Raw genomic sequence first — 23,278 nt, 5'->3', positions numbered from 1 at the left:
AGAACGCGCGAAAGACGATCAGGATGCGCCGTGTGGGTGACATACACCCGACGGTATGAATACTCAGACCGGAGTGCGATCGTCCGATTCTGCGGGCCGTATGCCTTCTCAGCCCGTAACCCCGTGTCGCACGGCCCACAGGGCCGCCTGCGTACGGTCCGAGAGGTCCAGCTTCATCAGGATGTTCGAGACATGCGTCTTGACGGTCTTCTCGGAGAGCACCAGCGCACGGGCGATCTCCCGGTTGGAGCGCCCGTCGGCGATCAGAGTGAGCACCTCGCGCTCGCGGTCGGTGAGTGATGTGCCCCTGCCCTGGCCGCTGCCCGGCTCGTCCTGGGCCAGCAGCGCGCCCGCGACCTCCGGCTGGAGCAGCACATGCCCGGCGTGTACGGAACGGATCGCGCCGGCCAGCGCCTCGGGATCGACGTCCTTGTATACGTAACCGGAGGCGCCGGCGCGCAGCGCGGGGACCACCGTGCGCTGTTCGGTGAAGCTGGTGACGATCAGGACCCTGGCCGGATTGTCGAGTTCACGGAGCTTGCGCAGCGCCTCGATGCCGTCGGTGCCGGGCATCTTGATGTCCATCAGCACGACATCGGGGCGGAGTTCCTCGGCGCGGGCGATCCCCTCGGCGCCGTCGGACGCCTCGCCCACGACCTCGATGTCGTCCTGGATCTCCAGGAACGTCCGCAGTCCGCGCCTGACCACCTGGTGATCGTCCACCAGCAGGACCCGGATAGCCCGCCCGTCACCCACCACCGCCCTTCCAACGAAGCGCTCCGCGCCGCCCTTTTCCTTTTCAGCCACCGGGCACCTCCATCTCGATCGTGGTGCCCTGGCCGGGCGCCGATATCACCCTGAGTCTGCCGCCCACGCCGCTCGCCCGGTCGCGCATCGAGACGAGCCCCAGATGGCGGCCGGCCCGGCGCACCGCGCGGGGTTCGAAGCCCGTGCCGTTGTCGGTGATGCCGAGGACCGCGCCCTGGCCGCGGCGGGCGAGGGTGACCTCGACGCGGTCGCCGCCGGAGTGGCGCAGCGCGTTGTGCAGCGCCTCCTGCGCCACCCGCAGCAGCGCCTCCTCCTGGGCGGCGGGCAGCGCCCGCATCCCACGGGTGTCGAAGGTCACCCGGGCGGAGTGGGCCCGGTCCAGGACCTGGATCTGGGTACGGAGGGTATTGACCAGGCCGTCCTCGTCAAGGGCGGCGGGGCGCAGCTCGACGACCGCGGCGCGCAGTTCGTCCGCGGCCTCCGCGGCGAGCGCGGCGACCTGCTGGAGCTCGCCCTTGGCCCGATCGGGATCGCGGTCCACCAGGGCCGCCGCCGCCTGGGCCGTCAGCCGCAGCGAGAAGAGCTTCTGGCTGACGGCGTCGTGGAGTTCGTGGGCGAGGCGCGAGCGCTCCTCGGCGATGGTGAGTTCGCGGCTGCGCTCGTACAGACGGGCGTTGGTGAGGGCGATCGCGGCGTGCTGGGCGAGGATCGAGAGGAGTTCCTCGTCCTCCTCGGTGAATCCGCAGCCCCCGTCCGGTTTCGGACAGCGCTTGTTGGCGAGGAAGAGCGCGGCGATGGTCTCGTCGCCGTCCCTGACCGGCAGCCCCAGGAAGTCCGACATATCGGGGTGGGCGGAGGGCCAGCCCTCGAAGCGCGGGTCCTTGCGTACGTCGGCGAGCCGCTCGGCCTTCTCCTCGTGGAGCATCGCAGCGAGGATCCCGTGCTGGCGCGGCAGCGGGCCGATGGCCTTCCACTGCTCGTCACTGACGCCGTCCACGACGAACTGGGCGAAGCCGCCGTGATCGTCCGGCACACCGAGCGCCGCGTACTCGGCGTCGAGCAGTTCGCGGGCCGAGACGACGATCGTCTTGAGGACGTCGCGCACCTCCAGATGCCTGCTCATCGCGAGGAGTGCGGTGCTCACGGCGGCGAGGCCGGAGCGGGGTCGGTGGCTCATGGCTTCACCGTACCGGCGGGCGGAGCGCACCGTATCGGCCCCGGGATCCGCTCCTGCCAGGGCCGATGGCCTAGGTCCTCCGGCGCCGGAACTAGGCCGAAGTGCCCTGGTGAGACCGGGCCCGCGTACGAGGCGTCCGGGGCCGTCCCCTTCCTACGTTGGGCCCGTCAGGCGGGAGCGGGCGCGTGAGCGAGAAGGAGCGGACATCATGCCGGTAGCGATCATCACAGGGGCTTCCAAGGGGCTGGGGCGCGCGCTGGCCGACGCGCTGGCCCGGCGCGGCTGGGATCTGGTGCTGGACGCCAGGACCGGGCGCGTACTGGACGAGACGGCCACCGAGGTCAGGACGCACGGGACCCGGGTGGCGGCGTTCGCCGGGGATGTCACGGACGCCGGGCACCGCGCGGAGCTGGTGGCCGCGGCGGCGGAGCTGGGGGCGCTCGATCTGGTGGTGAGCAACGCCAGCGCGCTGGGCGCCGAGCCGCTCGTACGGCTGGACGCGCTGCCGCTCGACGGGCTGCGGACGGCGCTGGAGACCAATGTGGTGGCGGCGCTGGGGCTGGTCCAGGAGGCGCTGCCGCTGCTGCGGGCCAGTGCGGCGGGCGCGGTGATCGCGGTGAGTTCCGACGCGGCGGCCGAGGCGTACGAGACCTGGGGCGGGTACGGCGCGTCCAAGGCGGCGCTGGACCATCTCGCCGCCGTGCTCGCGGTCGAGGAGCCGGAGCTGCGGGTGTGGACGGTGGATCCGGGCGACATGGGGACGGATCTGTACGCGGCGGCCGTGCCGGACGACCCGGACCCGCGCCCCGAGCCGGCGTCGGTGGTCCCCGGCTTCCTGCGGCTGCTGGAGCGGCGCCCGGTGAGCGGCCGGTACGCGGCCCCCTCGCTACTGGAGCCGAAGTGAGCGTCCTGCCGGCGCTGCGGGTGCCCGAGGAGCTGTCGGCGCGGGTCCCGGCGGAGCAGCGCGGGTCGGGCAGGGACGACGTACGGCTGCTGGTCTCCCGGGGGACGAGCGTCACGCACCACGCCTTCCGGGAGCTGCCGGGGCAGCTGCGGGCCGGGGACGTGCTCGTCGTCAATACGTCGGCGACGCTGCCGGCGGCCGTCAGCGGGCGACTGGGCCCCGATCCGGGCGGGGAACCGGTCGTCGTGCACTTCTCGACGCGGGGTGACGACGGGCGGTGGGCGGTCGAGCTGCGTACGCCACGGCGGGACAGCGGCGCGGGGACCACGCTGCCACGCGCCGGGGGCCCGGCGGGAGCGGTGGTCCGGCTGCCGGGCGGGGAGCACCTCGTACTGGACGCGCCACTGGCCCCCGGGGGATCCCGGCTGTGGTGGACGCGGGTCTCGTGCGCGGACGTACCGGCGCTGCTGGGCCGCCACGGCCGGCCGATCCGGTACGGGTATACGGACCGGGACCAGCCGCTCTCCGCGTATCAGACGCTCTTCGCGCGGCCCTCGCCCGACGGCGCCGGCTCCGCGGAGATGCCGAGTGCGGGGCGGCCCTTCACGGCGCGGCTGGTCGCGGAGCTGAAGAGCCGGGGTGTGCGGTTCGCGCCGATCACGCTGCATACGGGGGTGGCGTCGGCGGAGGCGCACGAGCCGCCGTACCCGGAGCGCTTCGAGGTGCCGCGGAGCACGGCCCAGCTGGTGAACGCGGTGGCGGCGGACAGGGGCAGGATCATCGCGGTCGGGACGACGGCCGTGCGGGCCCTGGAGTCCGCTGCGGGGCCGGACGGGGTGGTGCGGGCGGCCTCCGGCTGGACGGATCTGGTGATCACGCCCCGGCGCGGGGTGCGGGTGGTGGACGGGCTGCTGACCGGGCTGCACGAGCCCGAGGCCTCGCATCTGCTGATGCTGGCGGCGATCGCCGGGCGGGCGGCTCTGGCCAGGGGATACGAGGAGGCGCTGGACGGGCTCTACCTCTGGCACGAGTTCGGGGACGTCCATCTTCCTCCCGGAGGAGACCGTTCACGGTTTGCGTTGCTGAAGCAACACCCAGTCAGGTTGCCCTGCGCTCGATGTGAGCCCGGGCATAGGACGTACATCACTTACGAACTCCACTAGTCGACAGAAAAGGGGTGTGTGAGCTCGGGATAAACCGGGAGCAAACCGGGAGCGGGGTGCCTTTGCGGCGCCCCGCTCCACTATGCGGGGTCGTACGTCACACCTTTGCCAGAGCATTTTGCGACCGCTAAGAATTGCCGACGTCGCCGCCGAGCAGGCTGGCCGTCCGGCCTCCGCGACTCCCGCTACTCGAAGAGGTTCGTCTCTATGTTCTCGTCACGCACCCCTGGTCTCAGTCGTCTGAACAAGGCCCAGAAGACTTCCATGGCCGGCGTCGCCGCCGCCGGAGTCGCCGCGGTCACGTTCTCCCTGGTTCCCGGCACGGCTGTCGCCGCCGAGTCCCAGGCCCCCGTCCAGTCCCCCGTCACCTCCACGGTGTCGACGTCGGCGACGGACAACGGCCGGACCCCCGCCGTGAGCGCGATCATCGCCAAGCAGTTCGGCGCCCCCGACACCGCGGCCAAGGTCCAGGCCGTGGTCCAGAAGACGGCGTCGGAGAAGACGAAGGCCGAAGCGGCCGCGCAGAAGAAGGCCGAGGCCGAGAAGAAGGCCGTCGCGAAGGCGAAGGCCGACGCGAAGAAGCGCGCCGACGAAGCCGCCAACCGCTCCACCGTCCGTAAGCCCGTCTACAAGAACAACCTGGACGGCTGGATCCGGGAGTCGCTGGACATCATGAAGAAGCACAAGATCCCCGGCTCGTACGAGGGTCTGCACCGCAACATTCTCCGTGAGTCCAGCGGTAACCCGAAGGCGATCAACCTCTGGGACATCAACGCCCAGAACGGCATCCCGTCGAAGGGCCTGCTCCAGGTCATCCCGCCGACGTTCAAGGCGTACCACGTCAAGGGCACGCCGTTCGACATCTACGACCCGGTCGCCAACATCGTGGCCGCGGCCAACTACGCCGCGGACAAGTACGGCTCGATGGACAACGTCAACAGCGCCTACTGAGCCCGTCCGGGCCCGGCGCGCTGAGGCGCACCACACGCAGAACGCCGGAGGGCGGCACCCCGCACAGGGGGTGCCGCCCTTCGGCGTACGCGTACGCGGTCCGCGTGGCTGGTGCCGGGAGGGGCACTAGGTCCTGTCCGGCCGATCTACGCGGGCGGACAGGACCTAGTTGCGCATGACCTCCGGCTCGTGGCGGCGCAGCAGACGCGAGACCGCGATACCGCAGACGACGCCGATGAGCAGCAGGACCGAGATGTCGATGACCCACTGGCTCGCCGCGTGCTCCCACAGCGGGTCCAGGTTGGTGGGGTTGTCCTGGTCCCAGGGCGCCATCAGTGTGGAGAGGTTGAGCGTGGTGCCCGCGCCCGCGATGGCCCAGCGCGACGGCATCAGCCAGGCGAACTGCTCCAGGCCGGGTGAGTCGTAGACCTGGAAGAGGATGCCGGTGAAGACGACCTGGACGATCGCGAACATGACCAGCAGCGGCATCGTCTTCTCGGCGGTCTTCACCAGCGAGGAGATGACCAGGCCGAACATCATCGAGGTGAAGCCGAGCGCGATCACCACGAGGCACATCTCGACGGCCGGCGGCAGGATCAGGCCCTCCGCGGGCAGCGCGCGGGGCGCGAAGCCGATACCGCAGATGATCACGCCCTGGAAGGCGGTGATCACTCCGAGTGTGATGACCTTGGACATCAGATAGGCGGAGCGGGAGAGGCCGGTGGCCCGTTCCCGTTCGTAGATCACCCGTTCCTTGATCAGCTCACGGACGGAGTTGGCGGCGCCCGTGAAGCACATCCCGACCGTGAGGATCAGCAGGATCGTGCCCGCGGCGCCGTTGAACCTGGCGGGCGCCTCGGGCGGGCCGAGGCCGAACTTCGCCGGGATGACGACGCTGACCACACCGAGCACGGCGGGCAGGACCACCATCAGCCCCATGAAGCCCTTGTCGGACGCGATCACCGAGACATAGCGGCGGATCAGCGTCCACAGCTGCGATCCCCAGCTCTGCGGCTTCGGCGGGCGCATCTGCTGCGCCGTCGGCATGGCCACGGACTGCGCGGCGACGGCGTCGATGTCGGCCGCGTACATCTGGTAGTGCTGCGAGCCGCGCCAGCGGCCCGCCCAGTCGTAGTCGCGGTAGTTCTCGAAGGCCGAGAAGACATCGGCCCAGGTGCTGTAGCCGAAGAAGTTGAGCGCTTCCTCGGGCGGGCCGAAGTACGCCACCGAGCCGCCGGGCGCCATCACGAGCAGCTTGTCGCAGCTCGCCAGTTCGGCCACGGAGTGGGTGACGACCAGGACCGTACGGCCGTCGTCGGCGAGGCCGCGCAGCAGCTGCATGACATCGCGGTCCATGCCCGGGTCGAGGCCGGAGGTCGGCTCGTCCAGGAAGATCAGCGACGGCTTGGTGAGCAGCTCCAGGGCGACGGAGACGCGCTTGCGCTGGCCGCCGGAGAGCGAGGTGATCTTCTTGTCCTTGTGGATGTCGAGCTTCAGCTCGCCCAGGACCTCGCCGATCCTGGCCTCGCGCTCGGCCTCTGCGGTGTCACCGGGGAAGCGGAGCTTGGCGGCGTACTTGAGCGCCTTCTTCACGGTCAGTTCCTTGTGCAGGATGTCGTCCTGCGGGACCAGACCGATGCGCTGGCGCAGCTCGGCGAACTGCTTGTACAGATTCCGGTTGTCGTAGAGGACATCGCCCTGGTCGGCGGGGCGGTAGCCGGTGAGCGCCTTGAGCAGGGTGGACTTGCCGGAGCCCGAGGGGCCGATGACCGCGATCAGCGACTTCTCGGGGACGCCGAAGGAGACGTCCTTGAGGATCTGCTTGCCGCCGTCGACCGTCACCGTGAGATGACGGGCGGAGAAGGAGACCTCACCGGTGTCGACGAACTCTTCGAGCCGGTCACCGACGAGGCGGAAGGTGGAGTGGCCGACGCCGACGATGTCGTTCGGACCGAGCAGTACGGTGCCGGACTTGGCGATCGGCTGGCCGTTGACGTAGGTGCCGTTGTGGGATCCGAGATCACGGATCTCGAAGCGGCCGTCGGGCGTCGCCGTGAACTCGGCGTGCAGACGGGAGACCTGGAGGTCGGAGACGACCAGTTCGTTCTCCAGCGCGCGGCCGATGCGCATGACGTGGCCGAGGGAGAACTGGTGGAAGGTGGTCGGGCTGCGGTCGCCGTACGCCGACGGGGCCCCCGCGCCCCGCTGGTGCGGTACTTGACCGTGCTGCTGCGGAGGTATGTGCCCCTGCTGCGGTGCCTGTGGCTGGTGTTGTGCCTGGTGTTGAACCTGCGCCTTGTGCTGGGCTTGGGGCTGAGGCTGTCCCTGGTACGGGGGCTGCTGCCAGTCCTGCCGCTGGGGCTGCTGGTTATGGGGTTGCTGGTGCTGTTGGTGTGCCCAACCGGGGCCGCCCTGCTGCTGGGGCGCCTGCTGAGCCGGGGCCTGCTGTGCCGCCGCGCCGGTGAGGCTCAGCCGGGGCCCGTCGGTGGCGTTGCCGAGATGGACGGCGGAGCCGGGACCGATCTCCATCTGCTGAATGCGCTGACCCCGCACATACGTGCCGTTGGTACTGCCGTGGTCCTCGATGACCCAACCGCGGCCCCCCCAGCTGATGGTGGCATGCCGCCACGAAACCCTGGCGTCGTCGATCGCCAGGTCGCCCTGGGGATCACGTCCGAGGGTGTATGTCCTGGACGGGTCGAGCGTCCAGGTCCTTCCGTTCAATTCCAGTACGAGTTCCGGCACTCCATGCCCCACTTGTTGTCCCCCGATTTCCCCCGTCGCAGGGAGTCTAGGGATGGCGAACATCGTGGGGAACTATTTCAGGCGCGCAGCCAGGTTTGAAAGCCGGGCCTCGTGCGATACCGGCACAAGCTCGTAACGGCCCACAAGGAGGGCGCGGGAAAAACCCACAACCGGGACAAAGCCAGCGGGACCACCGGCCACGGCCAGGGTGGCGACGGGAGCCGAGGGGGTCGACGGGCCGGCCGCGCCGTTCGGTGGCAGGTCCGCCTTCAGCCCCCGTACGCCGTGCGGACACCGGCCGTACGCCGACTTCACGCCACCGGCACAGACCCATCGGCGGTCCCCTCCCGGGCGCTGTCCGGTACGCGGGACAGGCAGCGCGCACCGGCGGTCCGCCGGATACGGTGGAAGCACCATGAGCGCATCGCAGCCCCCTCGGACCGCAGACGTCCCCACGCTTCTCGTCAAGATCTTCGGGAAGGACCGCCCCGGGATCACCGCCGGGCTTTTCGACACCCTCGCCGCCTACTCCGTCGATGTGATCGACATCGAGCAGGTCGTCACCCGTGGCCGGATCGTGCTGTGCGCGCTGATCACCGCGCCGACGGCGGGCGGCACGAGCGAGGGCGAACTGCGCGCGACCGTGCACAGCTGGACGGAATCGCTCAAGCTCCAGGCCGAGATCATCTCGGGCACCGGTGACAACCGGCCGCGCGGCAGTGGCCGTTCCCATGTCACCGTGCTCGGCAACCCGCTGACCGCGGAGTCGACGGCGGTGATAGCGGCCAGTATCACCGGGACCGGCGGCAATATCGACCGGATCTTCCGGCTGGCGAAATACCCGGTCACCGCCGTGGAGTTCGCGGTGTCCGGGGTGGAGACCGAACCGCTGCGCACCGCGCTGGCCACCACCGGATCCGAGATCGGCGTCGATGTCGCCGTCGTCTCGGCCGGACTGCACCGCCGGGCCCAGCGGCTGGTGGTGATGGATGTCGACTCGACCCTGATCCAGGACGAGGTCATCGAACTCTTCGCGGCCCATGCCGGCTGCGAGGCCGAGGTCGCCGAGGTGACCGCCAGGGCCATGCTCGGGGAGCTGGACTTCGAGCAGTCCCTGCACGCCCGGGTGGCGCTGCTGGCCGGGCTGGACGCGTCGGTGGTGGAGAAGGTACGGGCCGAGGTCCGGCTCACCCCCGGCGCCCGCACCCTGATCCGTACGCTCAAGCGGCTCGGCTACCAAGTCGGGGTCGTCTCCGGCGGATTCACCCAGGTCACCGATGCCCTCCAGGAGCAGCTCGGGCTGGATTTCGCCGCCGCCAACACGCTGGAGATCGTGGACGGCAGGCTCACCGGACGCGTGGTGGGCGAGATAGTGGACCGCGCGGGCAAGGCCCGGCTGCTGCGCCGCTTCGCCGCCGAGGCGGGGGTGCCGCTGGCGCAGACCGTCGCGATCGGCGACGGCGCGAACGATCTCGACATGCTGAACGCGGCGGGGCTGGGCGTGGCCTTCAACGCCAAGCCCGTCGTCCGCGAGGCCGCCCACACGGCGGTGAACGTGCCGTTCCTGGACACCGTGCTCTACCTGCTGGGCATCACCCGGGAAGAGGTCGAGGCGGCGGACGGCGAGGACGGCTGACCGTACGAGGTGAATCTCGACGCGGGAAGGCCCCGGCGCGCGGTGAGCGTGCCGGGGCCTTTCTCCGGCCTCCGCCGGAACCTTCTTCCGGCCTCCGGTGGGGCCTTCATCCAGGTCAGTCGTGCGGGCTCCAGAAATCGACCAGCTTGCCCACGCCGTGCTCCACCGACTTCCAGCTGCCGTTGAAGACGATCACGGCGAAGGACGCGGTCGGGAATCCGGTCCTGGTCATCCGGCCGATGGTGTCGCCCTCTCCCGCGCCCGAGAGCGCGTCGGCCAGGGAGTGCATACCCGGGTTGTGACCGACGAGTAGCAGATCGTTCACCTCGTCGGGCGTCTCGTTCAGCAGCGCGAGAAGATCACCGAGGGTGGCGTCGTAGAGCCGCTCCTCGTAGCTGGTCCTGGGACGCTGCGGCAGCTCCTGCACGGCCAGCTTCCAGGTCTCGCGCGTCCTGAGCGAGGTCGAGCAGAGAGCCAGGTCGACGGGGATCCCCGTCCCGGCCAGCCGGCGGCCGGCCACGGAAGCATCCGCGCGGCCGCGATCAGCGAGCGGCCGTTCGTGGTCGGACACGTCCGGCCAGTCGGCCTTCGCGTGCCGGAGTAGGACGATCCTGCGGGCTGTATCGACGCTCATGCATCCCAGCTTCGCATGAAACGCGCCATCGGGCGCAGGGTGTTGACGCACGGCCCCAGCACGGGTGAACGCGCCCGGCGACCGTCCCGTACTACCGGCCCAAGGTCAGATGAATGTGCTCCAGAATCCGTCCCACCGTGGGGTCGTCCGTCGCGGCATGCGCCTGTCCAGGATCCGCCATCAGCAGGAACAGCACGACGAAAGCGACGGCGGGCAGCGCCACGGACCACCACGGCAGCCGGATCTCGACGCTGTCGGAGGAGGAGGCGGCGGACGGGTGGGACCGGGAGCGGGTTCGGGCCGGCATGGCCGCCTCCGTAGGTCTGCGGTTGTCGAGGTACCTCAAACCTACGGATCATGGCCCCCGGATCCCATCCGGTGACCCACCCACTGGACCCTGACCCTGGCCCCCTAGGGGACGGTGGTGCCAGCCCCACCCCAGAGGCGAACCGAGCCCCAAACTACGGACTGGCAATGGAGGCGATGACTCCGATGATCACCATGATGCCGATGATCGTGCCGAAGACGAGGAGCAGCTTCCGCTGGCCGTTCTGGGGGTTCGGGTCAAGGACTGGCATACGGTCAGTCTCGCATCCGCGCCTCGTCCTCTATCGTCCGGTCCCTGCCCGCCACGACGCCCGCCAGCATCTGCGGCAGCAGGAACGTCGCCATCAGCGCGATCGGCAGCTCCGGGCCGCCGGTGTGCTGGTACAGCACGCCCACCAGCAGCGGGCCCGGGATCGAGATCAGGTAGCCGGTGCTCTGGGCGAAGGCGGAGAGGCGTACGACGCCCGCGCCCGTCCTGGAGCGCATGCCGATCATGGTGAGGGCGAGCGGGAAGGAGCAGTTCGAGATGCCCAGCAGTACGGCCCAGAGCCAGGCGCCCTCGGCCGGGGCGAAGTACAGGCCCGCGTAGGCGCTGAGTCCGCAGAGCCCCAGGGCGATGACGATCGGGCCCTGGTTCTTCATGCGCGCGGCCGTCCGCGGGATCACGAAGGCCAGCGGTACCCCCATCACCATGGTCACGGCGAGCAGCAGCCCGGCCGTGCCCGCCGAGAGCCCCGCGTCGCGGAAGATCTGCGGCATCCAGCCCATGGTGATGTACGCGCCGGTGGCCTGGAGGCCGAAGAAACAGGCGAGCCCCCAGGCGGTACGGCTGCGCCCGAGCCTCAGCCCCGAAGCCGGGGCGGGGGCGGAGACAGGGGCCGCATGCGACGGTGAGGGCGACGACGGCCCGGCGCTGCGATCCCGTACCAGACCCAGCCAGGGCACTACCGCGAGGGCGGCGAGTACGGCCCACACCCCGAGCCCCGTCCGCCAACTGCCACCCAGCGCCTCGGTCATGGGCACGGTCACGGCGGCCGCGGCGGCGGTGCCGAGCGCCAGGGCCATCGAGTACAGCCCGGTCATCGTGCCGACGCGGTCGGGGAAGTACCGCTTGACGATCACCGGCATCAGCACATTGCTGACCGCGATCCCCATGAGCGCGACCGCGCTCGCGGCGAGGAAGCCGACCGTGCCGCCCGCGAAGGGGCGGATCAGCAGCCCCGCCATGATCGCCACCATGCCCGCGCAGACGACCGCGCCGGGCCCGAAGCGCCGGGCCAGCCGGGGCGCCGCGAAGCCGAAGAGAGCGAAGCAGAACGGTGGTACGGAGGTGAGGACCCCCGCGACGCTGCCGCTCATGTGCAGCCCGTCCCGCACCTCTTCGAGCAGCGCGCCGAGGCTGGTGATGGCGGGGCGGAGATTGAGGGCGGCGAGCACGAGTCCGACGACGAGCAGCCGGGTGAGCCAGACCCCGGGCCCGAGCCGCGTACCCGGTGAGTCGGCGGACGCGGACGGTGTCCGGCTCAGGGATCTCGTGAGCGCCGGTGCCCCGGAGGGCGCCGGCGGTGACAGTCGTATCTGCTGTATCTGTGTCTGCGGCTCGTCGGACATGGAGCCATCATAGAATCATGGGATGATTGGTTGTCCACAACGAGGAGCACCATGCCGCTGAACTCCCCCCGCCGCTCCGCGCTCTCCGACCAAGTGATCACCGAGCTGCGGAATCAGATCACCTCGGGCGAATGGCCGGTGGGCTCACGTATCCCCACCGAACCCGAGCTGGTCGAGCTGCTCGGCGTGGCCCGTAACACCGTCCGTGAGGCGGTGCGCGCGCTCGCCCACAACGGTCTGCTGGACATCCGGCAGGGCTCGGGGACGTATGTCGTCGCGACCAGCGAGCTGGCGGGGGTGATGCACCGCAGGTTCGCGACCGCCGATCCCCGGCATGTCGTCGAGCTGCGCTCCACGCTGGAGTCGTCGGCCGCGCGGATGGCGGCGGAGCGCCGTACGGACCGGGACCTGCGGCAGCTGGACACGCTGCTCGCCCGGCGCGAGGAGGCGTGGGCCTCGGGCGACGCGGAGGTGTTCGTCATGGCCGACGCGAGCCTGCACATGGCGGTCGTCGCGGCCTCGCACAACGATGTGCTGACCGCGGTCTACGCGGATCTGGGCCAGCTGGTGCGCGACCAGCTCCGCGACAACGTGGGGCGGGAGCTGCGGCCGGAGAACCATATGGACCACGCGCGGCTGGTGGCGGCGATCCGGGCGGGCGATGTGGAGACGGCGGGGGCCGAGGCCGCGAGCCATGGCCTCGGCTGTCTGGGGGAACGGGTCTGAGTCACGCCCGGTACCGGAGGAGTCCCTCAGGGCCGCTCATGGGTGACCCACACCTCGCGTATCTCCTTCCAGCACCGGTCCGTCAGCTCCGCGTACCCGGCCGGCCCGACGTCCACGGGCGCGCTGTCGGCGTCGATGTCCCACCAGCGCGCGCACTCCACATGCAGCCGGATCCGGTCGGTCTGGGGATACGGGTTGTGGCAGGACGCGGTGGCGCGCGAGCCCTCTATGGCCGTACGGCAAGAGGCGTGGAAGCGGTCGGGGTCGCCTCGGCTCGCGACGGCTCCGGCGCCCGGCACGCCCGTCAGGGAGACCGCGAGTCCCGTCGTGAGCAGAGCGGCTGTCGTGAGCGCCGACGTACGGCGACGCAGCGGGCGCATACGCACACACCTCCACCCCCACGATGACCGGATGACCCCGGTTCGCTCAGTGTGCGGTGCGTCGCCGCTCTTTTCGACTCGGACGGATACGGACCCGTCCGGGGCCCGTCACGCACGAAAGCCGCGCGCCGTCTCCTGGACGGTCGCGCGGCTTCCGGCGTACGCGTACGAGTACGGGCGTCAGGCGCCCATCATGTGCACGCCACCGTCGACATGGACGATCTCGCCCGTCGTCTTCGGGAAGAAGTCCGACAGCAGACCGACGACACCGCGGCCGGCCGGCTCCGGGTCGGAGAGGTCCCAGCCGATCGGGGCGCGGTGGTTCCACACGTCCGCGAGCTCCTCGAAGCCCGGAATGGACTTCGCGGCCATCGACTTGATCGGACCGGCCGAGATCAGGTTGCAGCGGACGTTCCGCGCACCCAGGTCGCGGGCGAGATACCGGTTGGTGGATTCGAGCGCCGCCTTGGCGACACCCATCCAGTCGTACTTGGGCCAGGCCACCTGCGCGTCGAAGGTCAGCCCGACGACCGAGCCGCCACGCCCCATCAGCGGCAGACAGGCCATCGTCAGCGACTTCAGCGAGTACGCGGAGACCTGCACCGCGGTGCCGACGTCCTCCCATGTGCCCTCAAGGAAGTTGAAGGCGCCCTGCGGACCGAAGGCGATCGAGTGCACGATGCCGTCGAGGCCGGCACCGCCTTCGCCCTGGTACTCACGGATCCGGTCGGCCAGCCCGTCCAGGTGCTCCTGGTTGGTGACGTCCAGCTCGATGACCGGGGCGGGCTTGGGCAGCCGCTTGGCGATGCGCTCGACGAGCGTGAGCCGGCCGAAGCCGGTGAGGATGACCTCCGCGCCCTCCTCCTGCGCCACCTTGGCGGCGTGGAAGGCGATGGAGGACTCGGTGAGTACACCCGTGACGAGAATGCGCTTGCCGGCGAGGATTCCACTCATGTGATCAGTGACCCATGCCCAATCCGCCGTCAACGGGAATGACGGCTCCAGTGATGTACGAGGCGTCGTCGGAGGCGAGGAACCGCACCGTCGCGGCGATCTCCTCCGGCTGCGCATAGCGGCCGAGCGGTACCTGCGAGACGATGCCCGCGCGCTGCTCGTCGGTGAGCACCTTCGTCATGTCGGTGTCGACGAAACCGGGCGCGACGACATTGAAGGTGATGTTCCGCGAGCCCAGTTCGCGGGCGAGGGAGCGGGCGAAGCCGACCAGACCGGCCTTGGACGCCGCGTAGTTGGCCTGCCCCGCCGAGCCGAGCAGCCCGACCACCGAGGAGATCAGGACGACCCGGCCCTTCTTGGCGCGCAGCATGGCGCGGTTGGCGCGCTTGACGACACGGAAGGTGCCGGTGAGGTTGGTGTCGAGCACGGAGGCGAAGTCCTCCTCGGACATCCGCATCAGCAACTGGTCCTTGGTGATACCGGCGTTGGCCACCAGCACCTCCACGGGACCGTGCTTCTCCTCGATCTCCTTGTAGGCCTGCTCCACCTGCTCGCTGTCGGTGATGTCACAGCGGACCGCCAGGCAGCCCAGCTCCGTCAGGGCCCGCGGCGGCTCGCCGGACCGGTATGTGATGGCGACCTTGTCACCGTTTTCGGCGAAGGCGCGGGCGATGGCGAGGCCGATGCCCCGGTTTCCTCCGGTAACGAGAACCGAGCGGCTCAACGGATCAGCCTTTCCCTAGCGGTCTTCCAGCTGTCTGGTACGTCGAAAACCTATCGGTACCGTGCCCGTCGCGGAGAATCGACCCCTGACAGCGCCTCGGTGAGGACCCTGTGGGATCCCTACAGAAAGGGGCCTCGGCCGAACGCTGCACGGGCTCACTCCCCGCCGTACAGCCGGTCCAGCCCTACGAGCACAGCCTCGCCACGCTCCTCAGCAGCCCACAGCTCGGGGGTGAACCCCGCTCCGCTGAAGCAGACGAGCCGGACCTGCGACACATCCGTGCCGCGCCCGGCCAGCAGATCCCGGATTCCTCGCAGCCGTTCGAGATGTCCGACCCCCATGACCTGACCCCACTTGCACTCGCCGAGCGCCAGCAACACCCCGTTGTCCTGGCCGACAGCGCCCTGGACCACGACATCGACTTCGTACGAGGCTCGGTTCGCCGGGTCGGAGACGGTGCCGTACGACACGTCGATCGGCAAACCGCCGAGCGTCTCGGGCGCCGCGAAGTGGGCGACCCAGTCCCGGCAGAGCTGCTCGAAGTGCGGACCGACCACGGCGGGGAAGAAGCCCGGCCCGCTGCTCAGCCAGGCAGCTTCGGCCACAGCATGGCAATCTTCGGCCGGACGATGGCATGGTCGAAGTTGATCAGCGGTTCGGCGACCTGGTACATGCTGCGGTTCTTGCGGAACGCGTCCGTCTGCCGTTGCACGAGTCAGCAGTCCTGGAGCACGGTCAACGGGTGCGTGATATCGCCCGTGGGCCGGGCGAGGAAGCTCGCGATACGGCCCGATGTGCGGTGGCCCTGGGCGATCGCGGAGAGCACGGAGTGATAGATCGCCCGGTCGCGCAGATCGGACTCGTCGGCCAGCAGGTAGCGCGCCTCCCGATAGAGGGGCGAGCGGGGCGAGAGCACGGTACGGCAGATCCAGGCGTCGAAATCCTCGATGCCGGACGGGGTGTCGTCCCGTACGAACTCCCGCCGATAGGCTGGCGTACCGCCGACGACCGAATGGACGAGTACGGCGAGCCGGGGATCGCCGATGCCCCAGAATTCGGCCGCCTTACGGAAGTCGAGCGGGTGCACAACCAGTTCCAGGCTCGCCCGGCCGCGCAGCGGCGATGTACCGCTGAGCAACCCGCCCATGAATGCGAGCGAGCTGCCGCACAGGAGAAGGCGGGTACGGGACTCCAGACGCTCCGGACGACGGGGCCCGTAGGCGACCTGAAGCACAGAGGGCAGGGACGGCGAGTGACGGGCGAGATAGGGGAATTCATCGATCACCACGGGAAGTGGCCGCTCACGGCCGAGCGCGAGCAGCGCGTCGACGGCCGCCTCCCAGCGGTCGAACCGCAGCGGCGCGACGCTCCGGGTGTACGCGGCCAGCTCCTCGCCGAAGCGGCGCAGCGACTCGGCTTCCGTCGCCTCGTACGCGCAGAAGTAGAAGCCACCGCCGGCCCGCGCGAGCGCGTCGAGCAGGAAGGACTTCCCCTGTCGGCGGCGACCGGACACCACACCCAAGGTGGCCTCGGGCCCGGCATCGGCCGCGAAGGCGGTCAGCTCACTCCACTCCCAGTCCCGGTCGAACATGTCGTCCGGCTTCGCGAGCTGGTGCCGCCTCTGCCCCACAGACCTCTCCCCAGTCACCCGGCTCCCATTCAAGGAAGCACATTTCCCGGAAGTACGTTTCCCTAACGACACGGAATGGGATTCGTCACGGCGCAGCACTACGTGGCGGGGCGGCCGCCCCGCATCGGTTCTGCTCACTGATCGGCGTCCGGAGCTCTTGCCGACCCGTCGCGATCGGATCAGGCGGTGCCGACCCGCCCCGACTCGGCTTCCGCGCGACTCCGTATGATCAGCTCGGCCAGCCCGTCGATCCGGGACTTCAGCTCCTGATGGGGCACCCCCAGGTCCAGGGCATGGCGGTGCAGACGGATCTCACCCCCGGCCACCGGTACCCGTATCACGTCCTCCTGGCCGGACGCGTAGACCAGGTGCCCCTGCGTGAGTCCGAGCCGTACGCAGTAGGCGAGCATCTGGTAGAGGTCGTCCCGGGCCGGGCCGCTTTTGTACTTCGCGTCCACCACGACGGACGGTACGGGGACGCCGTCGGCACCCGGCAGGTAGTGGACGAGGTCCGGCTTGAGGACGTGGCCTTTCCCCGTGTCGAGGTGGTGGTCACGATCACGGGGTTCCGCCCTGCCTCCCACGGTCCGTTCCAGGGCCTCGCCGAGCGCACCGCAGAGGAAGTCCTCGTACACCTGCCACATCCGGAACAGCAGACCGTCCACGCTGATGGTCCGCCCGTCCTCAAGTTCGTACGAAGACCCTCTGAGAATGAGCGTGGCGAGGGACAGAGCGGGCCGGTAGCGCAGATTGAGGCGGGTCGGTGACCATACGGGCAGAGGTGCGCCGGGCACCGGCGGAGTCACCCCGTCGAGCTGGGCGGCGAACCCCTGCAACTCGCGACGGTGCACCGGGATCACGCCAGGCACCCGAAGCATCCGCCGGACCGCGCCGAGCAGCAGCCGGTTCTCCGGGATGTCGGCGGTGTGATCGTCGTAGGTCACTTCCAGCGGTAGCGCCAGCCCGGGACGGCGCCCGAGCTGGGCTGCGCCTCTCAGCCGGCCGCGCAGCACGGGGAGGGTGTCCTCGATCTCCCGGTAGCCGAACAGGACCCCGGCGCGCAGCGCCCGCCGGGACGCCCGGGAAAACGCGTGGGCCACGGCCGGCAGCAGGTCGGGGCGGGCAGCCACGTCGATCTGCTGTCTCTCCTCGTCCCAGAGAAGACGGTCCGGGGCATAGCCGAGGAGGTACATCAGCCGGTCCACCGGCATCTTCGGAGCGATAGACAACCGTACATGGCCGCGACCGCGCCCCAGCCGGACGGCACCCACCTGGTTTCTGGCCCTGAGCCGCCATTCCCCGGTGACGCGCCCCGGGCGTACGTCCACGAGCTCCGAGGCGTCAAGCGTCCGCGCCTGTTCCTCGGTCAGCGGACGGCTGGACCAGTCGTCCGCCTCCCTCAGCGAGATGGGCGGTTCGTCGCTCATACGTCGGCGGCCGACGCGTCAGGTGCGGGGGCCGCGGTCCCGGACGACGGGTTGATGCCGAGGTGTTTCCTGATGGCGTCGAGGCCGTAGGTCTCCTGGATGTCGATCGATTCGCCGTAGTGGTGCTCAGTGAGCAGAGGAATGATCTGGGTACGCCAGAGCAGATCGAGGGCCCGGTCACCACCCTGCGCTATCGACTGCATCAGATACGAATGGCCGACCCTGAAGTCACGGTCGGCGCCGGGTCCCGCGGCGATACGGCGGTTGAGCTCATCGAGAAGCTGTGCTCCGAGCTGAGGCAGGCTGTTCGCGTCGAGCCAGGAGCTCAGCAGCCCCTTGAGGGGTGTCTCGTCGGGGTGGAGCTCCAGGAAGGAGAAGCGCCGGCGCATGGCCGCGTCCATCAGCGCCACGGTGCGGTCGACCGTGTTCATCGTGCCGATGATGTAGAGGTTGGGCGGCAGCCGGAATCCGCGTCCTTCATCCGATCCGTAGAGGAGATGGACGAACTCCTTCCGGTACTCCAGCAGGAAGTACATCTCCCCGAAGACCTTGGCGAGGTTGCCCCGGTTGATCTCGTCGATGACCAGCACGAAAACCTCGGCGGGTCGCTCCTCCGCCGTGTCCGCGAGCCTGCGCAGAGGTCCCTTGACCAGATCGAAGACGATGCCGGTCGAGGCGGGTCCCTCCCGCTCCGGGAGGATGGGGTCGGATGCCGACTTCTTCGGCGTCCGGGGCCGGAAACCTTCGAAGAAGTCTTCGTAGCTGTACGCCGGATGGAACTGCACCAGGCGTACGTTGCTCGGGCTGCCCCCGGTCAGATGCCGGGCGAGCGCGAGAGCGGTGTAGGTCTTTCCCGTGCCGGGCGGCCCGTGGAAGATCAACTGCGGCTTGCCACGGAGGAGTTCCACCGCGTCCTGGAGCCAGCCCGGGTCGGACAAGGTGAGTCGGTCGGCCAGTTCCTGGGTGACATCGGGGAGTTCGGCCTCGATGTCCGGAGCGGGTGCGGTACGGTCCGGCTCCGGCCCGACCAGTGGTTCGAGCCGGGTGGCGAACTCGCTGACATCGATGATACGGGCATCACCGTCGACCACTCGGGCCATCAGTTCGGCGGGCAGATCACCGACGAAGTCGAGGGGTTCACTCAGGTTCCGCCAGTCGACGGACCGCGTGAAGTGGGCCGCGTCATCGCTGGGAGCGGAGTGGACGGCGGGCCCACGTACCACCCCCAGATAGGCGTGGGGGCCGTCGGTGCACACCACGATGTCCCCCTCCTGTATCCGGGAGAGGAAGGTGTAGAGCTCTTCGGCCTGCCGGTCACGTCGAGCGGCTGTCGCACCTGAGTACGCCTCGTCGACGACCTTGCGGACGCGCTGCGGTCCGGTGCCCTGGGCGAGGGCGGGCAGCCGGTCGGCGGACAGGGTCACGACGCCCTGCTCCCGCCAGAGCGTCTTGATCAGACTGGCCCCGTCATGGCCCCTCCCCCGAATGACCCACACCCTGCGGGGCCGTTGGGGCACACTCTCCTGTCCCGGTTCCTCCCCCAGCACCAGCGCGGTGAGCTCCTCGGCGGTGAGTCGCGCGCCGGACCGGGCCCGTACGACGTCGAGGCTGGAGCCCTCCTCGTCATCCAGCTCGTCCCGCTCCAGCAGCCGGCGCCAGGCCTCGATGTCCGAGGGCGGCAACAGCAGATCCGGGCCTGCCACCCCCTCGTCCGAGAGAGCCAGATGCCAGCCGTCGGGGCGAGTCCCCTGAAAGGACGCGGCGAGCGCCTCGGCGTCGACGTCGAACTCCCCGGCGAGGTCCTCGACGCTGATCCACCGCTCGTCGGGCAGCTCGGAGAGAATCTTGGCCGCGGCGTCGAAGGAGCCGCGCCGCTCGCGCCAGTAGCCGTAGCGGGTCTGCGCCTCGGCGAGGAAGGTCACCGGGTCGGGATAGTCCACGAGCGCCTGCCGGCCCAGCCCGGTCAGCCGCCAGATCCGGTTGGCCCGGGACAGCCAGCCCGCCTTGGTCAGCGCGGTGGCGGTGTAGCTGAGGTTCTTGTCGATATCCGTCTTCACCAGCGGCCCGAGCGCGGCCCAGTCGGTGACGAGCGAGGGCTCGGCCTGATGGATCAACGGCCGGAGCTCCCGGAAGGGCAGGCCGTCCTGGAGATGCTCGTCCAGGACGGTGGCGGCTCGATGAACCGCTCGGGCGCTGATCTCGAATGCGGTCGGCACGACTTCCTTTCGTACGGTACGCGTGGGCAGATTCCGTTCGGGCTCAAGTCGAGGCGGTTCAACGGCAATATGCGGAACGGAACGACGTGTGCCGCCGTCAGGCGACGGTCACGGGTGTGGTCGGTGAAACGCTGCCGTTCGCGATGACCAGCAACAGATCCCCCACCGTCGCCTCGGGGCCCAGCCCCAGCGCTGAGACGGGCCGCGAACCCGGCACCCTGCGAGCGGTGACGGGCGTGAGATACAGCCCGCTCTCCTCCCCCTGGTACGCGAGGATCACCCAGGTCTCGTCGCGTGCTATCCGTGCGGCCACCGTGGTCAGCCGGTCGGAAAGCACGGCGCAGATCACGGTGAGCCGTTGCCGTTCTGCCCGGGGAAAGGCGGAAATCCGCTCCAGTACGCCAGGCGCGGAGAGCGTGCCTTCCAGCAGTTGGGCGACAGCGTCGCGGTCTCCCGTACGGTCGTCGTCCACCTTCGTGGCGTGCACGGTACGCACGATCGGCAACCCGTCATCGAGCACCTGGCGCCAGCGCGGCAACATGAAGTCGATGTACAGGGCGTCCTCCCGGGTCGCCCCCGCGTCTCCGCTCTTCTCCCCAATGTCCGCCAGCCAGGCATTGACCTCGGCCCAGCGCCATACGAGGGAGCGTCCGACCGTGCCCTCCGGCTCGGGGAACGCCGGCGCGGCCTGAAGCCGCTCCCCGTTCACCCATTGGAGAACGTTCTGCCTGCTCCGTCCGGCCCGCTCCGCGATGTCCGAGACACCGACCAGATCCGGGTCCAGTCTGAGCAGGCGCAGAGCGGGCAGCTCCCGGTGAAGTCTGACAACCAGGCGGTGCGCCGCGTCGATCGCGCTGTCACCCTCCGCCGCCACGTCGAGCAGGTGCTTGCTGCGGTGGCGGGTGAGCAGCCCGTCGAACTCGTCGAAGATGACGCCGACCGCTACGTCGTCGTCCACACTGACTCCGTCCACGATGAAGAGAAACTCGTAGTCCATCGCGCCTTCGCCCCCTTGTTCGTGCCTTCACAAGCCTCCGCGCCGGGGTTCGCAGTCCCCCAAGGCAGAATTACCCTCCATCAACGCGTTGTCAAACGACAACACCGCCTCCCGGGGCACGGCGCGGGTCCCCTTCGGGGAGCGGGCACAGCGTGGCGCGGCGCGCGAGCCTGCGCGCCGCGCGCCCCGGATTCTGCGCCGTGCCCGGAATGGGGATGGTGAGGCAGCCCCCCTCGGCACAGGGGCAGTAGAGACGCCCCCAGTGCCCTTCCTTACGGAGCGACCAACCGGCAGCGACGAGCCCCTTGAGGACCGCCCGGATCTCTTTGTCCTGGTGATCCGCCGGCGACAACTCGCGCCCGACCATCCACCATCTCCCCAACGCTCGGAACGGCGCGGCCCGTTCAACGTCAACACCGCGTGAACAGGAGACTACTCCGGGGGACTGACAATCGACGAAATCGCACGTCGATGCGGCAATTGGGACGAGACTGCGGGCAGTTGGGGGCCGGAATCAGTCAAGCGGCAGCAGGCAGCGGACCTGTTTGCCAATGGGGGTGGGCAGCACCTCCCAACCAGGCGCGAGCACATCCACGATCCGGAGCCCGCGCCCCGACTCGGCCTCCGGGTCATCCAGAGGAACGTCCGCACGCCAGGGCATACGACTCCGATCCGGGTCGTGCAGCCTGACCCAGACCCCCGCCATGCCCACCTCCACCTCGGCGACGAGCGGCACGTAGTCGCCGCAGGCGTGGACGGCGTTGCTGTAGAGCTCAGCGAGGACGAGTTGGGCACAGTCGACGCCGTTGGGGCTGACGCCCGCCTTGAGAAGCGTCGCCTCCGTGAGCCCGCGTACGGCGCGGAGGTTGCGCGGGGAGGCGGACAGGTGAAGGGAAAAGCCGGCGGGAACGGGGGTGAGGTAGTGGCCGAGGGCGGCGGTGGGGATGGGGGTGAAGGTGTGGGGCGGGTTGAGGTTCATGGAGCCTCCAGCCGTAGGCGGCGCGTTGTGGCGCCGAGCGAGGTAACACGCTGATGCCGCCCGAGCGCTCTGAGCGACCAAAGAGAGGGTGCATCCTTTCCATAACCCATTGCAACCTTTCCACCCGATCGAGTGGCGAGCTTGGGAAGTTGGCGGCCCCCCACCGATATCCAGTGCCAAACTTCGGGCATGCCCAACTCTCCGCTCGTTCCGACCATCCGACGCAGACGTCTGGGATCGACCCTGCGCAGGCTTCGTAATGACGCCGGTCTGACACTTGACGACGCCGCTGGGGCCATGGGCTGGAAGGCCCCGAAAATGTCGAAGATCGAAAACGCGGCACTGGCCATCCGCCCCAATGACCTCGCCGCCCTGCTCAAGGTGTACGGGGTGTCCGACCAAGAGGTCTACACAGCACTGGACAACCTGGCCAAAGACGCCGGAAAGAAGGGCTGGCGGCAGACGTACAGCGGGATCGTCTCGCCGTCCTACGCGGACTACATCTCTCTCGAATCGGACGCCGAGACCATCTCTGCGTGGTCACCCTTGGTGATCCCGGGCCTACTACAAACTGCCGCATACGCTCGCGAGAACATCGCGGGCATCACAACGTTCCGCACTCCGGAAGAAGTTGCCGCGCTGGCGGAGGTCCGGTTGGCCCGCCAGTCGGTCCTCACACGCCCCGGTGCGCCGCTGGAATACTGGGCGATCATCCATGAAGCGGCGCTTCACCAGCGGTTCGCGGTACGACCCGACACCATGCGTGACCAGTTGCGGCGTCTACTCGACACCGCAGGGATGCCCAACGTCACCGTTCAACTGATGCCGCTGGACTGCACCTCGCATCCGGGCGTCCTCGGCGGCTTCAGCCTCACAACTTTCCCTGCACGCATGCCATCTGTAGTGCTCTTGGAAAACGTCGGCGGCGCGGCATACGTTGAGGGGGATGACGCGGCGCCCTTCACGAAAGCCTTCGAACGCATCCGCGCTACGGCGCTCTCGGTGGAGGATTCGCTCGCACGGATCGCCGAGATGGAAGAAGGCCAGAGAAAGTGACCGATCCGAAGGCCGAGCTGTACGCCTACGACCTCTCCGCCGCCTCTTGGCGCAAGTCCTCTGCCAGCGGTGCGGAGCACGACTGCGTCGAGATCGCAGAACTCCCGAACGGCGGTAGGGCGATACGCGACTCCAAGAACCCGAGGAGCGAACCGCTGCGCTTCACCGCTTCGGAATGGATCGCGTTCCGTACGGGCGTGGTCGCCGGCGAACTCTGAGGCCGACCACGCGCGGCGGCCGTCCACCTGTTGTGCTCGGGTGAACGGCCACCAT

The 23,278-nt window shown here is 69.3% G+C and carries 24 protein-coding genes; 7 read left to right on the top strand and 17 right to left on the bottom strand.

Annotated elements, in window-relative coordinates:
* Nucleotides 1–108: 108 nt before the first annotated feature.
* Nucleotides 109–756 carry a response regulator gene (locus tag IF11_RS0124140; protein ID WP_030353806.1) on the bottom strand — a complete coding sequence of 216 codons (648 nt, stop codon included), beginning with the start codon at nucleotides 754–756 and terminating at the stop codon, nucleotides 109–111.
* A 43-nt stretch (nucleotides 757–799) separates the two neighbouring features.
* The gene (locus tag IF11_RS0124135) at nucleotides 800–1,945 is read right to left on the bottom strand and encodes a GAF domain-containing sensor histidine kinase (RefSeq protein WP_030353805.1); all 1,146 of its coding nucleotides are present in this window, start codon (nucleotides 1,943–1,945) and stop codon (nucleotides 800–802) included.
* Nucleotides 1,946–2,153: 208 nt separating this feature from the next.
* On the opposite strand from IF11_RS0124135, the gene IF11_RS0124130 reads away from it, so the two are divergent.
* The 3 genes from IF11_RS0124130 to IF11_RS0124120 all read left to right on the top strand — a co-directional run bounded on the left by IF11_RS0124130 (nucleotide 2,154) and on the right by IF11_RS0124120 (nucleotide 4,963).
* Nucleotides 2,154–2,849, top strand: a complete 696-nt coding sequence (locus IF11_RS0124130; RefSeq protein WP_030353804.1) for an SDR family NAD(P)-dependent oxidoreductase — start codon at nucleotides 2,154–2,156, stop codon at nucleotides 2,847–2,849.
* Nucleotides 2,846–4,012, top strand: coding sequence for an S-adenosylmethionine:tRNA ribosyltransferase-isomerase (locus IF11_RS36910; protein ID WP_106979240.1), 1,167 nt, complete (start codon nucleotides 2,846–2,848; stop codon nucleotides 4,010–4,012). Before IF11_RS0124130 ends, IF11_RS36910 begins: the two co-directional genes overlap by 4 nt.
* 207 nt (nucleotides 4,013–4,219) lie before the next feature.
* On the top strand, nucleotides 4,220–4,963 hold the full coding sequence (locus IF11_RS0124120; RefSeq protein ID WP_030353803.1) for a transglycosylase SLT domain-containing protein: 744 nt from the start codon (nucleotides 4,220–4,222) through the stop codon (nucleotides 4,961–4,963).
* Between the two features lie 165 nt (nucleotides 4,964–5,128).
* On the opposite strand, the gene IF11_RS0124115 is transcribed toward IF11_RS0124120, so the two are convergent.
* Nucleotides 5,129–7,720 (bottom strand): ABC transporter ATP-binding protein/permease, encoded by a 2,592-nt coding sequence (locus IF11_RS0124115; RefSeq protein ID WP_240627660.1) that lies wholly within the window; start codon nucleotides 7,718–7,720, stop codon nucleotides 5,129–5,131.
* A gap of 403 nt (nucleotides 7,721–8,123) precedes the next feature.
* Here IF11_RS0124115 and serB point away from each other — a divergent pair, with 403 nt between their 5' ends.
* On the top strand, nucleotides 8,124–9,344 hold the full coding sequence (serB, locus tag IF11_RS0124110) for a phosphoserine phosphatase SerB (protein WP_030353801.1): 1,221 nt from the start codon (nucleotides 8,124–8,126) through the stop codon (nucleotides 9,342–9,344).
* A 115-nt stretch (nucleotides 9,345–9,459) separates the two neighbouring features.
* On the opposite strand, the gene IF11_RS0124105 is transcribed toward serB, so the two are convergent.
* From IF11_RS0124105 to IF11_RS0124090, 4 genes are all read right to left on the bottom strand, one after another.
* Nucleotides 9,460–9,978 (bottom strand): SixA phosphatase family protein, encoded by a 519-nt coding sequence (locus IF11_RS0124105; RefSeq protein WP_030353800.1) that lies wholly within the window; start codon nucleotides 9,976–9,978, stop codon nucleotides 9,460–9,462.
* A gap of 91 nt (nucleotides 9,979–10,069) precedes the next feature.
* Nucleotides 10,070–10,285, bottom strand: a complete 216-nt coding sequence (locus tag IF11_RS0124100) for a hypothetical protein (RefSeq protein WP_030353799.1) — start codon at nucleotides 10,283–10,285, stop codon at nucleotides 10,070–10,072.
* A 154-nt stretch (nucleotides 10,286–10,439) separates the two neighbouring features.
* A complete protein-coding gene (locus IF11_RS42740; protein WP_276311292.1) occupies nucleotides 10,440–10,556 on the bottom strand; it encodes an SGM_5486 family transporter-associated protein in 117 nt (38 codons plus the stop codon).
* A gap of 4 nt (nucleotides 10,557–10,560) precedes the next feature.
* Entirely contained in the window at nucleotides 10,561–11,916 is a 1,356-nt protein-coding gene (locus IF11_RS0124090; protein ID WP_037728385.1) for a CynX/NimT family MFS transporter, read from the bottom strand.
* Nucleotides 11,917–11,967: 51 nt separating this feature from the next.
* On the opposite strand from IF11_RS0124090, the gene IF11_RS0124085 reads away from it, so the two are divergent.
* On the top strand, nucleotides 11,968–12,642 hold the full coding sequence (locus tag IF11_RS0124085; protein ID WP_030353797.1) for a FadR/GntR family transcriptional regulator: 675 nt from the start codon (nucleotides 11,968–11,970) through the stop codon (nucleotides 12,640–12,642).
* 26 nt (nucleotides 12,643–12,668) lie between these two features.
* Here IF11_RS0124085 and IF11_RS0124080 read toward each other — a convergent pair whose 3' ends face one another.
* The 10 genes from IF11_RS0124080 to IF11_RS41005 form a co-directional block, all read right to left on the bottom strand.
* On the bottom strand, nucleotides 12,669–13,022 hold the full coding sequence (locus tag IF11_RS0124080) for a hypothetical protein (RefSeq protein WP_030353796.1): 354 nt from the start codon (nucleotides 13,020–13,022) through the stop codon (nucleotides 12,669–12,671).
* A 180-nt stretch (nucleotides 13,023–13,202) separates the two neighbouring features.
* Nucleotides 13,203–13,976 carry an enoyl-ACP reductase FabI gene (gene fabI / locus IF11_RS0124075; RefSeq protein ID WP_030353795.1) on the bottom strand — a complete coding sequence of 258 codons (774 nt, stop codon included), beginning with the start codon at nucleotides 13,974–13,976 and terminating at the stop codon, nucleotides 13,203–13,205.
* A gap of 4 nt (nucleotides 13,977–13,980) precedes the next feature.
* Nucleotides 13,981–14,700 carry a 3-oxoacyl-[acyl-carrier-protein] reductase gene (gene fabG / locus IF11_RS0124070; protein ID WP_030353794.1) on the bottom strand — a complete coding sequence of 240 codons (720 nt, stop codon included), beginning with the start codon at nucleotides 14,698–14,700 and terminating at the stop codon, nucleotides 13,981–13,983.
* A gap of 155 nt (nucleotides 14,701–14,855) precedes the next feature.
* Nucleotides 14,856–15,305, bottom strand: coding sequence for a hypothetical protein (locus IF11_RS42985; protein ID WP_338119910.1), 450 nt, complete (start codon nucleotides 15,303–15,305; stop codon nucleotides 14,856–14,858).
* A complete protein-coding gene (locus IF11_RS42980) occupies nucleotides 15,284–15,412 on the bottom strand; it encodes a hypothetical protein (protein ID WP_338119909.1) in 129 nt (42 codons plus the stop codon). The genes IF11_RS42985 and IF11_RS42980 overlap by 22 nt, the downstream gene beginning before the upstream one ends.
* A gap of 3 nt (nucleotides 15,413–15,415) precedes the next feature.
* On the bottom strand, nucleotides 15,416–16,330 hold the full coding sequence (locus IF11_RS42975) for an AAA family ATPase (protein ID WP_338119908.1): 915 nt from the start codon (nucleotides 16,328–16,330) through the stop codon (nucleotides 15,416–15,418).
* A 179-nt stretch (nucleotides 16,331–16,509) separates the two neighbouring features.
* A complete protein-coding gene (locus IF11_RS0124060; protein ID WP_051746158.1) occupies nucleotides 16,510–17,757 on the bottom strand; it encodes an McrC family protein in 1,248 nt (415 codons plus the stop codon).
* Nucleotides 17,754–19,973, bottom strand: a complete 2,220-nt coding sequence (locus IF11_RS0124055; RefSeq protein ID WP_051746157.1) for an McrB family protein — start codon at nucleotides 19,971–19,973, stop codon at nucleotides 17,754–17,756. Before IF11_RS0124055 ends, IF11_RS0124060 begins: the two co-directional genes overlap by 4 nt.
* 97 nt (nucleotides 19,974–20,070) lie before the next feature.
* A complete protein-coding gene (locus tag IF11_RS0124050) occupies nucleotides 20,071–20,970 on the bottom strand; it encodes a helix-turn-helix transcriptional regulator (protein ID WP_030353791.1) in 900 nt (299 codons plus the stop codon).
* 514 nt (nucleotides 20,971–21,484) lie between these two features.
* On the bottom strand, nucleotides 21,485–21,949 hold the full coding sequence (locus IF11_RS41005) for an ATP-binding protein (RefSeq protein WP_030353790.1): 465 nt from the start codon (nucleotides 21,947–21,949) through the stop codon (nucleotides 21,485–21,487).
* 189 nt (nucleotides 21,950–22,138) lie between these two features.
* Between IF11_RS41005 and IF11_RS0124040 the strand changes: the two genes are divergently transcribed.
* Nucleotides 22,139–23,005: a helix-turn-helix domain-containing protein gene (locus IF11_RS0124040; RefSeq protein WP_030353789.1), complete on the top strand. Its 867-nt coding sequence runs from the start codon at nucleotides 22,139–22,141 to the stop codon at nucleotides 23,003–23,005.
* Nucleotides 23,002–23,223 (top strand): DUF397 domain-containing protein, encoded by a 222-nt coding sequence (locus tag IF11_RS0124035; protein ID WP_030353788.1) that lies wholly within the window; start codon nucleotides 23,002–23,004, stop codon nucleotides 23,221–23,223. The genes IF11_RS0124040 and IF11_RS0124035 overlap by 4 nt, the downstream gene beginning before the upstream one ends.
* Nucleotides 23,224–23,278 lie beyond the last annotated feature (55 nt).

It is taken from the genome of Streptomyces scopuliridis RB72 (assembly GCF_000718095.1).
GTDB classification, from domain to species: domain Bacteria; phylum Actinomycetota; class Actinomycetes; order Streptomycetales; family Streptomycetaceae; genus Streptomyces; species Streptomyces scopuliridis.
The sequence above is the reverse complement of the archived record's forward strand: the minus strand, read 5'-3'. Positions and strand labels throughout refer to the sequence as shown.